Genomic DNA, 14,421 nt, shown 5'->3' with positions numbered 1-14,421 from the left:
TACCGCGCCCCGACCCCCGCACAGACCACAGGAGGCCATGATGCCCACACGAGAGGCGGCGCCGCGCCCGGACGGGCACCGGATCACGGTGCTCGGGGCCGGCACCATGGGCGCCGGGATCACCTCCCTCGCGCTCGGCCACGGCGTGCCCGTGACGCTGGTCGACGTCGACCAGGCCGCCCTCGACGGGGCACGCGCCAGGATCGGGCACCACGGGCGCGTCGCCCAGCTGATGGGAGCCCTTCCGGACGGGGTGGAGCCCGGTGGGCTCGACACCACCACCTCGCTGGACTCCGCGGCCGAGGCCACGGTCGTCATCGAGGCCGTCACCGAGGACCAGGACACCAAGGCGGCGCTCCTCACGGAGGTGGGCGCCAGGACCAGGCCGGGCACGGTCCTGATCACCAACACCTCGTCCATCCCCGTGGACGACCTCGCCGGGTACCATCCCCGCCCCGGCGAGGTGGTGGGCACCCACTTCATGAACCCGCCCTACCTGATCCGCACGGTCGAGGTCGTCCGGGGCCCGCGGACCTCCCAGCACACACTGGACGCCCTCGACGGCCTGCTGCGCACGCTGCGCAGGGAGTCCGTCGTCGTGTCCGACGCGCCGGGGTTCGTCACCAGCCGCCTGCTGCACCCGATGATCAACGACGCCGCCCGGGTGGTCCAGGAGGGCACCGCCAGCGCGGAGGACGTCGACGCGCTCATGGTCGGCTGCCTCGGTCACCGGACGGGGCCGTTGCGGACCGCGGACATGATCGGCCTGGACAACCTCGTCGACTCCCTGTGGGTCCTGCACGAACGCACCGGCGACGAACGCTGCCGCCCCTGCGACCTCCTCCTGGGGAAGGTCCGGGCGGGCGACCACGGCCGCAAGAGCGGCCGCGGGTTCTTCACCTACGAACGGACGGAGCAACTGTCATGACCACGCCCGCTCAGACACCCCGGAGCCACGGAGAGGTCGAAGCCGACCTCATCGCCTTCCTGGAGGGCCGGACCCGGGCGTCGTGGGACGAGGACGTCGACCTGTTCGCCACCGGCGGCCTGTCGTCGATGTTCGCCATGGAGCTCGTCGTGCACCTGGAGCAGGCCCACGGGGTCTCCATCCGCGGCGGCGACCTGAAGCTCGACAACTTCCGCACGGTCCGGACCATGGCCGACCTGGTCCGGCGCCTGAAGGCCGACGAGGACACCGATGGCTGACGACGTGACGGTTCTCGGGGCCCGGGTCAGCGAGATCGTCGGGGACCGGGCCGACGCGTGGGACCGCTCCGGGAACCTTCCCGAGCCGGTGCTGCGCGAACTCGCCTCCGGCGGCCTGCTGTGCCCGCAGGTCCCCTCCCGGTACGGCGGCCTGGGGCTGGGCAGCCGTGACGGCGGGGAGCTCACCGCGCACGTGGGCAGCCTGTGCAGCTCCGTGCGCAGCGTCATGACCTCGCAGCAGATGGTGGCGGGCAGTGTCGAGCGGCTCGGGGACGACGACCAGCGCGACCGCTACCTGCCGCTCCTGACGGGCGGGCGGATCGCCGCGGCCGCCTTCAGCGAGCCCGGTGCGGGCAGCGACCTGTCGGCCATGGCGACCACCATCCGGGCCGAGGGGGACACGGTGGTGGTCGACGGGCGCAAGTCGTGGATCACCACGTCCGCCTACGCCGACATGCTCCTGGTGTTCGGCCGGTTCGGGGACGCGGCGGCCGCGGTCGTCGTCCCCGCCGACGCCCCCGGCGTCACGGTCGAGAGGATCTCCGACCCCCTGGGCTGCCGGGCCGCCGGGCACGCCGACATCACCTTCGACGGTGTGCGCGTGCCGGCCGACGCCGTGCTCGGCGGCGGCGGGCTCCCCCTGCCGTTCCTGGTCACCGCCGCCCTGGCGCACGGCCGCATGTCGGTGGCCTGGGGGTGCGTGGGCATCCTGCGCGCCTGCCTGTCCGAGGCGACCCGGCACGCCCGTACCCGCGAGCAGTTCGGCGTGCCGATCGCCCGGCACCAGCTGGTGGCGCGCCACCTGGCCGAGATCTACACCGCCGAACAGATCGCCACCCGCGCGTGCGAACACGCCAGCGACCGCTGGGAGACCGGTTCGCCGGACATGGTCACCGCCACCGTGCTGGCCAAGCACGTCAGCGCCACCCACGCGGTCTCCGGGGCGAGCTCGGCGTTGCAGGTCCTGGCGTCCGCGGGGGCCCGCGACGGGCACACCGTGGCGCGCGCCCACCGGGACGCCCGGATGATGGAGATCATCGAGGGCAGCAGCGAGATGTGCACGCTCGTCCTGGCCGACCACGTCCTTGCCACCGCCGACTGAACCATTCCCGAAGCGAACCCGAAGCGAAGAGGAGGACCAACGGTGAGCGCAGACAGGGAGAGCCGGGGCCCGGCGCTGGTGAAGTGCCTGGTGTGGGACCTCGACAACACCTTGTGGAAGGGAACCCTCCTGGAGGGGGACGAGCCGCTCCTGGCCGAGGAGCTCCGCGACGTGGTGGTCGAGCTGGACGCCCGCGGCATCCTCCAGGCCGTCGCGAGCAAGAACGACCACGACCTGGCCTGGGCCTGGCTGGAGAAGCTGGGGGTGGCCGAGTACCTCGTGCTGCCCCGCATCGGCTGGGGCCCCAAGTCGCAGTCGGTACGGGCCATCGCGGACCGGCTGAACTTCGCCCACGGAGCGGTCGCCTTCATCGACGACCAGCCCACCGAACGCGCGGAGGTCGAGTTCTCCCTTCCCGACGTCCGCTGCTACACGGCGGAGCAGGCCGCGTCCCTGCCGGAGCTGCCGGAGTTCAGCCCGCCCGTGGTCACCGTGGACGCGCGGCGCAGGCGCACGATGTACCAGGCGGGGTTCGAGCGTGAGGAGGCGCGGACGGGCTTCACCGGTCCCGACGAGGATTTCCTGCGCTCCCTGGACCTGGTGATGGGTATCGGCAGGGCCGGCGGGGAGGAACTGTCCCGGGTCGAGGAACTGACCGTGCGGACCAGCCAGATGAACGCCACCGGGGTGCACTACTCCGACGCGGCCCTGCGCGGGCTGCTGTCGGACCCCGGGCACGAGGTGCTGGTCGTCACCCTCACGGACCGCTTCGGCCCCCACGGGGCCGTCGGGGTGGTGCTCCTGGAGAGGCACCCGTCGGTGTGGCACCTGAAACTGCTGGCGACCTCCTGCCGGGTGGTCTCCTTCGGCGCGGGCGCCGCGATCCTGAACTGGCTGGTCGACCAGGCCGCGCGCCGGGGAGCGCACCTCGTCGCGGACTTCCGGCCCACGGAGCGCAACCGGATGATGGAGATCGCCTACCGGTTCGCCGGTTTCACCGACGACCCCTGCCCGTGCTCCGGGGCGGTGGCCGAGGCCTCCGAGGAGGGCGTCCAGCGGCTGCACCTGGTGGCCGAGCGCCGCGAACCGCCCGCCACGCTCAGGATCGAGGCCCCGGACCTGGGATGAGGACCCGCTGGGTGGAAGGCCACCCAGCGGCGCCCTCCCTACCGTTTGCGGGCCAGGGTGATCCCGTCGGCCATGGGGATGAGGGACAGGTCCACCCGCTCGTCGCCGTGCAGGGCCTCGTTCAGCTCACGGATCGCCGTCGTGTCCGGGTCCTGGGCGTCCCCGTCGGCCACGCGACCGGAAAAGAGGGTGTTGTCCACGACGATGAGTCCGCCGGCGCGGACCAGCGGGACCGAGCGCTCGTAGTAGAGCGGGTAGTTCTTCTTGTCGGCGTCGATGAAAACCATGTCGAAACTGTCCGGACCCCGTTTCTCGGCCAAATCCGAGAGCGTTTCCGCGGCGTCCCCCACGCGCAGCTCGATGCGGTCCTCGACCCCGGCGCGCTTCCAGTGGGGGGCGCCTATCTCCGCCCAGCGGTCCGTGATGTCGCAGGTGGTGATCCTTCCCTCCGGAGGGAGCGCGCGGGCCATGCACAGGGTGCTGTAGCCGGTGAAGGTGCCGATCTCCAGCACCGAACGTGCGCCGACCAGCCGGACGAGGAGGGCCAGCAGCTGTCCCTCCTCCGCCATCACCTGAAGCGACTCCCCTCCGGGAAGTCCGGACGTTTCCTCGCGCAGTTCGGACAGGACGTCGTCCTCGCGCAGGGAAGTGCCGCGCACGTAGTCCAGAAGGGCGGGGGTCATTTCGGTCTGATGAGCCATGCGGTGAATACTAGACGGAATAAGCAGGCGGGACAAAGCAGTGGGAATGATGGTTTATCCGCTCCGTGGGGAAACGGAATCGACCGGGGCCGGCACCACCGGCCCGCCGTCGTGCACGGGCGGTGGCGAACCGCACGCCCCGGAACAGAACGGGCCCGCCGGGCGTTGGCCGGTACGTGCCCGCGGCGCCCCTTCGCCCGCCCGTGGCCGCGCGCCCACCGCGCGCGCCCGGCGGCGAAAACCGGTTGCCGTCCCTCCTACCCTTGACTACTGATGAGCACCACCACGCCCGCGCCCGCCGCGGACACGCTGCGTTCCCGGCTGCGCGACCTCATGCCCTCGGACCGCCACCGGCTCCGTCGGCGTATCGACGGCCTGGCCAAGATCGGCGACGAGCGCCGCCGCGCCTCCGTCGCCGCCCAGATCTCCGGGGACGTCGACGAGGCGCTCCTGCGCGTGAACCTGCGCCGCGAGTCCGTGCCCGAGCTGAACTACCCCGAGTCCCTGCCGGTCAGCTCCCGGCGCGAGGACATCGCCGAGGCCATCCGAGACAACCAGGTCGTCATCGTCGCCGGTGAGACCGGCTCGGGCAAGACCACCCAGCTGCCCAAGATCTGCCTGGAGCTGGGGCGCGGCGTCATGGGCACCATCGGCCACACCCAGCCCCGGCGGCTGGCCGCCCGCACCGTCGCCGAGCGCATCGCCGAGGAGATCGGCACCCCGCTGGGCGAGACGGTCGGCTACAAGGTCCGCTTCACCGACTCCTCCAGCGACAGCACCCTGGTCAAGCTGATGACCGACGGCATCCTGCTCGCCGAGATCCAGCACGACCGCATGCTGCGCCAGTACGACACGCTCATCATCGACGAGGCCCACGAGCGCAGCCTCAACGTCGACTTCCTGCTGGGCTACCTCAAACAGCTGCTGCCCCGGCGCCCCGACCTCAAGGTCGTCATCACCTCGGCCACCATCGACCCCGAGCGCTTCTCCCGCCACTTCGACGACGCCCCCATCGTCGAGGTCTCCGGGCGCACCTACCCGGTCGAGGTCCGCTACCGGCCCATCTCCGAGGAGATCCTCGACCCGGAGGAGAAGAATCCCGGCGGCGGCACCGACCGCGACCAGACCCAGGCCATCCTGGACGCCGTTGACGAGCTCGGCCGCGAGGCCCCCGGCGACGTGCTGGTCTTCCTCAGCGGCGAGCGCGAGATCCGCGACACCGCCGAGGCCCTGGAGAAGAAGAGGCTCCCGGGCACCGAGGTCCTGCCGCTCTACGCGCGCCTGTCCACGGGCGAGCAGAGACGCGTGTGGTCCTCGCACAGCGGACGGCGCATCGTCCTGGCCACCAACGTCGCCGAGACCTCCCTGACCGTCCCCGGCATCAAGTACGTCATCGACCCCGGCACCGCGCGCATCTCCCGCTACTCCCACCGCACCAAGGTGCAGCGCCTGCCCATCGAGGCGGTCTCCCAGGCCTCCGCCAACCAGCGCAAGGGCCGCTGCGGCCGCGTCTCGGAGGGCATCTGCATCCGGCTGTACTCGGAGGAGGACTTCCTCTCCCGCCCCGAGTACACCGACCCCGAGATCCTGCGCACCAACCTGGCCTCGGTCATCCTCCAGATGGCCGCCCTGGGGCTGGGCGACGTCGCCGCCTTCCCGTTCGTGGACGGCCCCGACCACCGCCAGATCAAGGACGGCGTCAACCTCCTCAACGAGCTGGGCGCCCTGCACCCCGACGAGTCCGGGGGCAAACGCAGGCTCACCCCGACCGGCCGCCGCCTGGCCCAGCTGCCCATCGACCCCCGCCTGGGCCGGATGGTCCTGGAGGCCGAGGAACGCGACGTCCTGGGCGAGGTCCTGGTCATCACCGCGGCCCTGTCCATCCAGGACCCGCGCGAGCGGCCCACGGACAAGCAGCAGCAGGCCCAGCAGGCGCACGCCAGGTTCACCGACAAGGAGTCGGACTTCCTGGCCTACCTCAACCTGTGGAACCACCTGCGCGAGAAGCAGCAGGAGCTGTCGGGCAACCAGTTCCGCAGGATGTGTCGCGAGGAGTACCTCAACTACCTGCGCGTACGCGAGTGGCAGGACATCCACGGCCAGCTCAGGCAGGTCCTGCGCTCCATGGGCGTGGAGGTGCCGCGCCCGCGCGAGGAGGCCGCCGACCCGCGCGGCGTGCACATGTCGCTGCTGGCCGGGCTCCTGTCGCACGTGGGCCTCAAGGACCCCGAGAAACACGAGTACCTGGGGGGCCGGGGCGCCCGCTTCGCCGTCTTCCCCGGTTCGGCGCTGTTCAAGAAGCAGCCCCGCTACGTGATGGTCGCCGAGCTGGTGGAGACCTCCAAGCTCTGGGGCCGCATGGTGGCCCGGATCGAGCCGGAGTGGGCCGAGGAGCTGGCCGGGGACATCGTCAAGCGCAGCTACAGCGAGCCGCACTGGGAGCGCAAGCGCGGCGCCGTCATGGCCTTCGAGCGCGTCACCCTCTACGGCGTGCCCATCGTCGTGCAGCGCAAGGTCTCCTACGGAAAGATCGACCCCGAGCTGTCCCGGGAGCTGTTCATCCGCCGCGCCCTGGTCGAGGGCGACTGGGAGACCCGCCACCACTTCTTCCACGACAACCGCAAGCTCCTGGACGAGGTGGAGGACCTCGAACACCGCGCCCGGCGCCGCGACATCGTCGTGGACGACGAGACGCTGTTCCAGTTCTACGACGCCCGCCTGCCGGACTCGGTGGTCTCGGCCGCGCACTTCGACTCCTGGTGGAAGAAGACCCGCCGCACCGAGCCCGATCTGCTGGACTTCACCCGCGAGGAGCTCATCAACGAGGGCGCGGGGTCGATCAGCGAGGACGACTACCCGGACGTGTGGCGCCAGGGCGAGTTCACCTTCCCGCTCAGCTACCAGTTCGAGCCGGGCAGCGACTCCGACGGCGTCACCGCGCGCGTCCCGGTGAAGTTCCTCAACCAGGTGGAGGACACCGGGTTCGACTGGCAGATCCCGGGCCTGCGCGCCGAGCTGGTGACCGCGCTCATCCGCTCGCTGCCCAAACCGCTGCGCCGCAACTTCGTCCCGGTCCCGGACAACGCCGCCCGCGCGCTGGCCGGGCTGACGCCCTACGAGGGGCCGCTCACCGCGGCGCTGGCGGACGAGCTCACCCGGATGGCGGGGGAGCGGATCGCCCCCGGCGACTTCCAGCTGGACCGGGTGCCCGACCACCTGCGCATCACCTTCCGGGCCGTGGACGACCGGGGCCGGACCCTGGCCGAGTCCAAGGACCTGGAGAAGCTGCGCGCCAAGCTCAAACCGCGTCTGCGCGAGGCGATCTCGGCCGAGGCCAAGGGCGTGGAGAAGAAGGGCCTGACCTCCTGGGACTTCGGTCCGCTGGAGCAGACCCTGGAGCGCAAGGCGCTGGGACCCAAGGTCAAGGGCTACCCGGCGCTGGTGGACGAGGGCGACAGCGTCGCGATCCGCATCTTCGACACCCGTCCCGAGCAGCGCGCCGCGATGTGGGCGGGCACCCGCCGCCTGCTGCTGCTCACCGTGCCGTCCGTGGCGAACGTGGTGAGCAAGGGGCTCAACAACCCCGACAAGCTGGCCCTGGCCGACAACCCGCACGGTTCGATCCGCAGGATGCTCGACGACGCCGAGACGGCCGCCGTCGACCACCTGCTCGCCCGCGAGGGCGGCCCGGTGTGGAGCGGCGAGGACTTCGCCAAGCTCGCCGACCGGGTGCGCGCCGACCTCGGCGACACCCTCGCCGAGATCCTCGACAAGTCCGCGCGCGTCCTGGTGCTGTGGCGCAAGGTGTCCAAGAAGGTCAAGGGGACCACGTCCCTGGCCGTGCTGCCCTCGCTCAACGACGTGCAGGGCCAGCTCGGCGACCTGGTGGGCGAGGGTTTCGTGACCCGCACCGGCCTGGCCCGCCTGGACGACCTGCACCGCTACCTGCGCGGGGTGGAGTACCGGCTGAACAAGCTGCCGGAGAACCCGCGCCGCGACCAGGTGAACATGTCCAAGGTCGAGCAGACGCGCCAGGCCGTGGCCAAGCTGCGCGGGAGCCTGCCGCCCGGACGGGCGGCCGACCCGGACGTGGCGGAGCTGCGCTGGATGCTGGAGGAGTACCGGGTGAGCCTGTTCGCGCAGGAGCTGCGCACGGCCTACCCGGTCTCGGACAAGCGCATCCTCAAGGCGATCGAGGCCGTCAAGGCCGCCGAGCGCAAGTAGGGGTTCCTCTCCCGCGGTGCCCCCGTACTCAGGGTGCCCGCCAGCAGGTGCCGGGTTCGGATTGGCCGGAAACGTTGCTGATGCGACGCAGGGGCCCTGACCTGCCGTGATCTTGTACTTATAGCGAGGTTGGAGCGCCGAGCCTCGCTATAAGTACAAGATCACGGCGAAGAGGAGGGGGCGGCCACCGGATAAGGGCGCTGACCCTGGGTTGGACACCTGCTGGCGGACGCTCTGAATGCAAGATCATTCGGGGTGGGGCACGTTATCCACAGGTTCGCTCTTCCTCTGGCAGCCGGAACCCGAGGCGTGGACAGTGGGTCCATGGCACCTCACCCGCCGCTGTCCGATGCTCCCCTCGCCGCGGCCAGCGCGACCGCGATGCGCCAGTACGGTGTTCTCAGCTGGCAGCAGGCCCACGCCCACGGGCTCCGTCAGGCCGACATACGCTGCCTGCTGCGCAGCGGGCAGTGGGAGAGGCCGTACCGGCAGGTGTACTCCGTGCGCTCTCTTCTTCCGCCGCCCACGAGTCCCGACAGGCTCCGCAGCGGTGTCATGGCCGCGCAGTTGGCCCTCGGGCCGCGCTCCTTCGCGGGAGGAGAGACCGCCGCACGGCTGTGGGACATGCAGGGGTTGCCGCCATGGGACGGCCGCGAGATCCACATGGTCATCCCGGCGCTCGGGGCCCAGCGCCACGTCACCGGCATCACCCTGCACAGCTGGGACGTCCTGCTGGAGGAGGTCGCCGAGACCGGTCGCGGCATCAGGACCACCCGGCCGGGTCGCACCCTGCGGGACACTCTCCTGCGGGTGGACCGGGACACCGCCGTGTGCCTGATGGACTCGGCCCTGAACCAGGGGCTCGTCAGGCAGGAGGAGTTCGAGGAACTGGAAAGGGCCAACCAGGGCCGCAGGGGGTGTGTGAACGTCCGTCGCTGGTGGACGCTGGCCGATCCCCGTTCCCAGAGCGCGCTGGAAACACGGGTTCGCCTGATCTGTGTCGACGGCGGCCTGCCCCCCGACGAACTGCAACGCCGCTTCGTGGACGGCTGGGGCAGGACGATCGCGGTGGTGGACTTCTGGTGGGAGGAGTCCGGGCTCATCGGAGAAGCCGACGGCCTGGGCCCGCACAGTCTGCCGCAGGCCCTCGCCCGGGACCGGGAGCGGCAGAACGCCCTTCAGCGGTGGCACTCGGGCGTCAGGATCGCCCGCTTCACCTGGCAGGACCTCAAGCGCCCCGAGTACATCCTGGCCACCGTCGCCGCTGCCGGACGTTGACCTTCCGCCCCCGGCCGGCCCTCCGGTTATCTCCGAGCCCGCTCCGAAGGCAGAGCGCAGGCAGGGGGCCGCAGCCGCCGGGGCGTCCCGGCGGCCTGTAGCATGCGCCATGGACTTCAGTGGTGTAGACCACTGTCGGGCGGACATCACAGGCGCGACGGAAGCGAGGCCCCCGGTGGGCGAATCGGCGGACAGCTCGGTGGGCGACTCGGTGGACGGCAAGCGGCTCCTGCTGGTGGGCACCTACACCCCCGACTCCGACCCTCCGGGGGAGGGCGAGGGGGTCTACCGCGTCTGGTTCGACCCCATGACCGGCGAGATGGCCGACGGCGGCGCGGCCGCCCGCACCCCCGGTCCGTCCTTCCTGGCCTTTCGCGAGGACCCGCCCACGGTGTACGCGGTCAACGAGCGCGAGAAGGGCACCGTCACCGCCTTCCGGATCGACGGCCGGGCCGTGCTCACCGAACTGGGCCAGGCCCCGACCGGCGGCGGGTCGCCCTGCCACGTGCTCGCGCACGGCTCCGAGCTGGCGGTGACCAACTACGCCAACGGCGTGGCCACGGTGTACGCCCTGGCCGGTGACGGTTCCCTCGGCGAGACGATGGCGGAACTCGCGCACTCCGGAAGCGGCCCGGTCACCGACCGCCAGGAGGGGCCGCACGCGCACAGCGCCGCCGCCCCCGACGAGCGCCACCTGCTGGTGGCCGACCTGGGCACCGACGAGCTGCGCGTCCTGCGCGGCGGCGAGCAGGTCGGCGCCGTCGCCCTGCCCCCGGGCACCGGGCCCCGGCACACCGCTGTCTCCGGCGAGTACCTCTACGTCGCGGGCGAGTTGGACTCGCGCGTGCACGTCCTGCGCTGGAACCCGGGCACCGGCACCGCCGAGCACCTGGGCTCCGTCCACGCCACCGGTGAGGAGGCGGCGGGCGAGAACTTCCCCGCCGAGATCCTCACGAACGGCGATCACGTCTACGTGTCCAACCGGGGCGCGGACACGATCGCCACCTTCGCCGTCCGCGACGGCGGCGCCCGCCTGGAGCACGTCGCCAACACCCCGGCCGGAGGGCCGTGCCCGCGCAACTTCACCGTCGTGCGCGGCCACCGCGACGAGCCCGACCACCTGGTCGTCGCCGCCCAGAACGGCGACTCGCTGGCCTCACTGCTCCTGGACCCCGGCACGGGCGTCCCGGCCGACACCGGCCACCGGCTGCGCCTGCCCGTCCCCGTGTGCGTGCTCCCGGTCCCGATCACCCGCATCCGCCGTTCCGGGGTCGCGACTGCCTGACGGCTCACACGTAGTCCTCGGACCGGAAGGGGACCGTCACCTCGTCGGCACGAGCGTTGATCACAGCGCTGTCAGCGGTGTCCTCCAGCTCTTCCGGGCACACCGCCTCCGGCTCCGGGGCCCGGCCCCGGGGCCCTTCCGCCGGTCGCACCGGGGCCAAGGACGTTCGCTCCGTTCAGGTGTGCTTCTTCGCGCTCGGCCAGATGCGGTGTTCGGGGTCCCAGAACACGACGTGGAAGACGTTGTCGTCGACGAAGCCGTACAGCCTGCCGGGTCCGTTCAACCTCAACCGGGAGATCCTGGTCTGATCAGCCAGCCGCAGGTGCTCCAGGCGTTCCTTGGCCTGCTTGTCCGGCAGTCCCTCCAGGTCATAGCTCTTCGCGAGACCGCCGCTCTGGTGGAAGAGTTCGCGGACACTCATCCGCTCGAAGTCCCGCGGTTTCCTCAGCAGGTCGCAGAGTTCCTCACCCGGGACCTCCGAGAACCCCCACGGTCCCTCGTGGTCGACGTGCTCGAACCGCCAGCACATGCGCTCATGGGAGCTGTCGGCCTGGGGGAGCCGGTCGGGGTTGGGCGGGCTCCTGCCAGGGGGTTTGGAGAGTGTCGGGGCCTTTGCCGCCCCTACCCCTGGGCGCTGTCGGCCGCCGTGAGCGCGTCGAAGTACTCGTGGAGGTCGTTCTCCGCCAGAGGTTCGGTGCTCCGTTCGAGCCCTTCGGCGCCAGCCCGCTGGCGTGCGCGCAGCCAGGGCGGCTCGCGGTGGGTCATCGCCGACAGCTGGTGCGCGCTGAAGCCCTGGAGCGAGCCCAGGACCAGGTCGACGGACTCCCGCTCACCGGGGTCCAGGGCTTCGGGGTCGCCCTTGATGTCCTCGGGCGCAACGGAGAACAGGCCGCGGTGGCGCGCGTACAGGACGGGGGCGACCGGGCCGTTGGCCCAGGCCTCGAAGCGCTCGGGGAACAGCGGGCGCTCCTCCCAGGCCAGGTGGTAGCCGTAGGAGTAGTAGCACAGCTTCTGGAGCCTCACCGCCCTCACCGCCCGCACGGGAGAAGCGGGAAACGGTAGCGGCTCGTCCGACCCCGCGCTCAGGCACGAACCGGTCCGGCCGCTCTTCGCCAGGGACGACGTTTCGCGCAGCGGGGTCGCGTCCGCCGTCCACGAGTTCGCCCAGGCGGTGGCGGGTGTACGCGAACCCGAGATCGACGGGGTGGACGGGATGCGCACCCTCGCCCTGTGTGAGTCCCTGATCCTCTCGGCGCGTACCGGAACCGCCGTCGCACCGATGGACCTCCTTGAGCTCGTGCGGCGCAGGCCGCGACCACCGAACTGAGCGCACCAGAGCGCAGGGTGGAAATCCGCTTCCGCTGATACGCCGCGACGATAGGCTTCGTGTTCATGGCCACCCCCATCGCCGTTCGGCACGTCAAGAACGCCATCCGCCAGCACTTCGCGGATGTCATCGATTTCAGTGACATCCCGGGCCATTCCCTGACAGTTGAGGAACCCACATCCAGGAGCCTGACCAGAGGGTTGGCCGCGCTCGCGGTCAAGAGCCTGTCGGGCTGTGACCTCAGCGAGGCTGGCGCCTCGGTGATCGACGGGACTGACGACGGAGGCATCGACGCCGTCCACGTCGACAGCACCCGCTCCCGTCTGTGGTTCGTGCAGTCCAAATGGAAGGCCAAGGGCAACGCGACACTGGACCTGGAGGCCACCCTCAAGTTCTGGGACGGGGTGGGCGAGATCCTGTCGACGAATGTGGCAGGCTTCAACGACCGTTTCCGGAAGAAGTGGCCCGAGGTTCTTGAAGCGATCGAGAACCCGTTGGTGAAGATCACCGTGGTCATGGCCCTGTTGGGCAATGAGCCGGTGCATCCCGACATCAAGCGGAAGAATGACGCCAAGATCGCCCTGCACGGCGCCGGAACGGTCGATGTCGAGTACCTACACCTGAACGACTTCCAGAAGTTCGTCAGAGTGGGGGTCAACCGGCCCCGTGTCGACTTGGACGTCATGGTTGAACGTTGCAGTGAGCACGACGGTCCGCTCCCGGCGTTCTCCGGTACGGTCCCAGCAGGCCAGATCAAGGAATGGTACGACGAGCACGGCGATCGGCTCTTCGACCGCAACATCCGACGGTCACTTGGCGTGACCAGTGTCAACCAGACACTCATCGACACACTCAAGAACGAACCGCAGAACTTCTGGTACTTCAACAACGGCATCACGGTACTGGCGGACTTGGTACGCCGGGGAGTGAAGTACAGGGGCAAAGCCGGAGGCAGCGGTCAGCTCACTGTTGAGGGAGCCAGCATCGTCAACGGCGCCCAGACCGTCGCCGCCATCCACAGGGCGGTTCGCGAGGCTCCTGAGGTCGGTGAACAGGCTGATGTCAGTGTGCGCTTCATTTCCCTTGAAGAGGAGAACGGCGACTTCGGTGAACGCGTCACCACCGCGACCAACACACAGAACCAGGTGGAGCGGCGCGATTTCGTCGCGCTGGACCCGGTCCAGGCCGAACTGCGCGACGACTTGGCGCTGACGCTCGGCAAAACCTACGCGCTCAAGCGCGGTGAGCAGATCATCCCTTCTCAGGAGGTGGGCTGCACCGTGCGCGAGGCCGCACTGGCGCTGCTGTGCGCTCACCCGCACTCCGCCTGGGTGGCCAGGGTCAAGGAGAATGAGAATGCCCTGTGGGGGCCTGTCGGTGACCCGATGTACAAGTCACTCTTTGGTCCCTCGCCGACGAGCGCGCGGGTCTGGAACGGTGTTCGGCTCTTCCGGGTTGTTCAGGATCGATTGAAGGAGATCGCGGAGCAGCGCGAGGGGCGGGGCGCGGCGATCGCCGAGCAAGGCAAGTTGCTGGTCACTCATCTGGTCTTCCAGCACACGGACACCAGTGAGATCACGGATCTGGACGCCGACTGGGATACCGAGCTCGACAATGCCGCCGAGTCGGTGGAGACGGTGCTCGATCTGACAATCCACTACGTGGACAGCCGTTTCGGTCCGACTAGTTATCCGCTTACCACCTTCAAAAACGCGGAGCGCTGCGGTGTTCTCGCGGATGCTGTCCTCACTCACCTGGAGTCGGGCGCTGGTTCTCCCGATGCCCCGGCGGTCTATAGGAAGCCGAATAAGGTGCGCAAGCCTCGCACTGTGGGCGTTCTGGTGGATGCGGACAAGATCGCTGATGGAACCCCACTGGAGTTCCGCCCGCAGACACGACCTCAGCAGTTGGGTATGCGTGCCTGGCTGGCGGAGAACCCGGACCGCCGCTGGGCCACGTGGATCAACGACCGCGCGCGCCCGTTGCTGTGGAGTGTGGACGGGCAGCGCTACTCCCCAAGCAATCTGTCCCTGCGCATGCTCCAGGAAGCAATGGGCGAGCGCGCTGGCAAAGCCGTGCAGGGGCCTAAGCATTGGTTCCTGCCCGGTGAGGGGTCGCTGGTCGAACTTGCCGAACAGGTGCGGCGTTCCGAGGCGGAGTGAGCCCTTGA

12 protein-coding genes are annotated in these 14,421 nt (G+C 70.1%); 9 read left to right on the top strand and 3 right to left on the bottom strand.

Features of this window, described 5'->3' with window-relative positions; translation table 11 throughout:
* The first annotated feature begins 37 nt into the window (after window positions 1-37).
* The 4 genes from ACSIH6_RS00450 to ACSIH6_RS00435 are packed head-to-tail and all read left to right on the top strand — an operon-like array spanning window position 38 to window position 3,436.
* On the top strand, window positions 38-928 hold the full coding sequence (locus ACSIH6_RS00450) for a 3-hydroxyacyl-CoA dehydrogenase family protein (RefSeq protein WP_435105372.1): 891 nt from the start codon (window positions 38-40) through the stop codon (window positions 926-928).
* Window positions 925-1,206, top strand: a complete 282-nt coding sequence (locus ACSIH6_RS00445; RefSeq protein ID WP_435105370.1) for an acyl carrier protein — start codon at window positions 925-927, stop codon at window positions 1,204-1,206. Before ACSIH6_RS00450 ends, ACSIH6_RS00445 begins: the two co-directional genes overlap by 4 nt.
* Window positions 1,199-2,308 (top strand): acyl-CoA dehydrogenase family protein, encoded by a 1,110-nt coding sequence (locus ACSIH6_RS00440; RefSeq protein WP_435105368.1) that lies wholly within the window; start codon window positions 1,199-1,201, stop codon window positions 2,306-2,308. The genes ACSIH6_RS00445 and ACSIH6_RS00440 overlap by 8 nt, the downstream gene beginning before the upstream one ends.
* 42 nt (window positions 2,309-2,350) lie before the next feature.
* Complete coding sequence (locus ACSIH6_RS00435) at window positions 2,351-3,436, top strand: HAD-IIIC family phosphatase (RefSeq protein WP_435105366.1); 1,086 nt, start codon at window positions 2,351-2,353, stop codon at window positions 3,434-3,436.
* Between the two features lie 38 nt (window positions 3,437-3,474).
* On the opposite strand, the gene ACSIH6_RS00430 is transcribed toward ACSIH6_RS00435, so the two are convergent.
* Window positions 3,475-4,137: an O-methyltransferase gene (locus ACSIH6_RS00430; RefSeq protein ID WP_435105364.1), complete on the bottom strand. Its 663-nt coding sequence runs from the start codon at window positions 4,135-4,137 to the stop codon at window positions 3,475-3,477.
* Window positions 4,138-4,410: 273 nt separating this feature from the next.
* On the opposite strand from ACSIH6_RS00430, the gene hrpA reads away from it, so the two are divergent.
* The 3 genes from hrpA (at window position 4,411) to ACSIH6_RS00415 (ending at window position 10,924) form a co-directional block, all read left to right on the top strand.
* Complete coding sequence (gene hrpA, locus ACSIH6_RS00425; protein ID WP_435105362.1) at window positions 4,411-8,361, top strand: ATP-dependent RNA helicase HrpA; 3,951 nt, start codon at window positions 4,411-4,413, stop codon at window positions 8,359-8,361.
* Window positions 8,362-8,685: 324 nt separating this feature from the next.
* A complete protein-coding gene (locus tag ACSIH6_RS00420; protein WP_435105360.1) occupies window positions 8,686-9,639 on the top strand; it encodes a putative endonuclease domain-containing protein in 954 nt (317 codons plus the stop codon).
* Between the two features lie 175 nt (window positions 9,640-9,814).
* Window positions 9,815-10,924 (top strand): lactonase family protein, encoded by a 1,110-nt coding sequence (locus tag ACSIH6_RS00415; RefSeq protein WP_435105358.1) that lies wholly within the window; start codon window positions 9,815-9,817, stop codon window positions 10,922-10,924.
* A gap of 175 nt (window positions 10,925-11,099) precedes the next feature.
* Here ACSIH6_RS00415 and ACSIH6_RS00410 read toward each other — a convergent pair whose 3' ends face one another.
* Together ACSIH6_RS00410 and ACSIH6_RS00405 are read right to left on the bottom strand one after the other, a co-directional pair.
* Window positions 11,100-11,453 (bottom strand): hypothetical protein, encoded by a 354-nt coding sequence (locus ACSIH6_RS00410; RefSeq protein WP_435105356.1) that lies wholly within the window; start codon window positions 11,451-11,453, stop codon window positions 11,100-11,102.
* A 92-nt stretch (window positions 11,454-11,545) separates the two neighbouring features.
* A complete protein-coding gene (locus ACSIH6_RS00405) occupies window positions 11,546-11,947 on the bottom strand; it encodes a Panacea domain-containing protein (RefSeq protein ID WP_435105354.1) in 402 nt (133 codons plus the stop codon).
* A 148-nt stretch (window positions 11,948-12,095) separates the two neighbouring features.
* Between ACSIH6_RS00405 and ACSIH6_RS00400 the strand changes: the two genes are divergently transcribed.
* Window positions 12,096-12,251, top strand: coding sequence for a hypothetical protein (locus ACSIH6_RS00400; protein WP_435105351.1), 156 nt, complete (start codon window positions 12,096-12,098; stop codon window positions 12,249-12,251).
* Window positions 12,252-12,316: 65 nt separating this feature from the next.
* Window positions 12,317-14,413 carry an AIPR family protein gene (locus ACSIH6_RS00395; protein WP_435105349.1) on the top strand — a complete coding sequence of 699 codons (2,097 nt, stop codon included), beginning with the start codon at window positions 12,317-12,319 and terminating at the stop codon, window positions 14,411-14,413.
* The last annotated feature ends 8 nt before the right edge of the window (window positions 14,414-14,421 follow it).

This window comes from Nocardiopsis synnemataformans (assembly GCF_965343085.1).
Lineage (GTDB): Bacteria > Actinomycetota > Actinomycetes > Streptosporangiales > Streptosporangiaceae > Nocardiopsis > Nocardiopsis alborubida.
Note: the sequence above shows the minus strand (reverse complement) of the source record. Positions and strands in the feature narration are given on the sequence as shown.

Coding starts and splice junctions, on each gene's coding strand:
- ACSIH6_RS00430 (WP_435105364.1), bottom strand. CDS start 4,137: ATGGCTCATCAGACCGAAATGACCCCCGCCCTTCTGGACTACGTGCGC.
- ACSIH6_RS00445 (WP_435105370.1), top strand. CDS start 925: ATGACCACGCCCGCTCAGACACCCCGGAGCCACGGAGAGGTCGAAGCC.
- ACSIH6_RS00395 (WP_435105349.1), top strand. CDS start 12,317: ATGGCCACCCCCATCGCCGTTCGGCACGTCAAGAACGCCATCCGCCAG.
- hrpA (WP_435105362.1), top strand. CDS start 4,411: ATGAGCACCACCACGCCCGCGCCCGCCGCGGACACGCTGCGTTCCCGG.
- ACSIH6_RS00420 (WP_435105360.1), top strand. CDS start 8,686: ATGGCACCTCACCCGCCGCTGTCCGATGCTCCCCTCGCCGCGGCCAGC.
- ACSIH6_RS00440 (WP_435105368.1), top strand. CDS start 1,199: ATGGCTGACGACGTGACGGTTCTCGGGGCCCGGGTCAGCGAGATCGTC.
- ACSIH6_RS00410 (WP_435105356.1), bottom strand. CDS start 11,453: ATGTGCTGGCGGTTCGAGCACGTCGACCACGAGGGACCGTGGGGGTTC.
- ACSIH6_RS00450 (WP_435105372.1), top strand. CDS start 38: ATGATGCCCACACGAGAGGCGGCGCCGCGCCCGGACGGGCACCGGATC.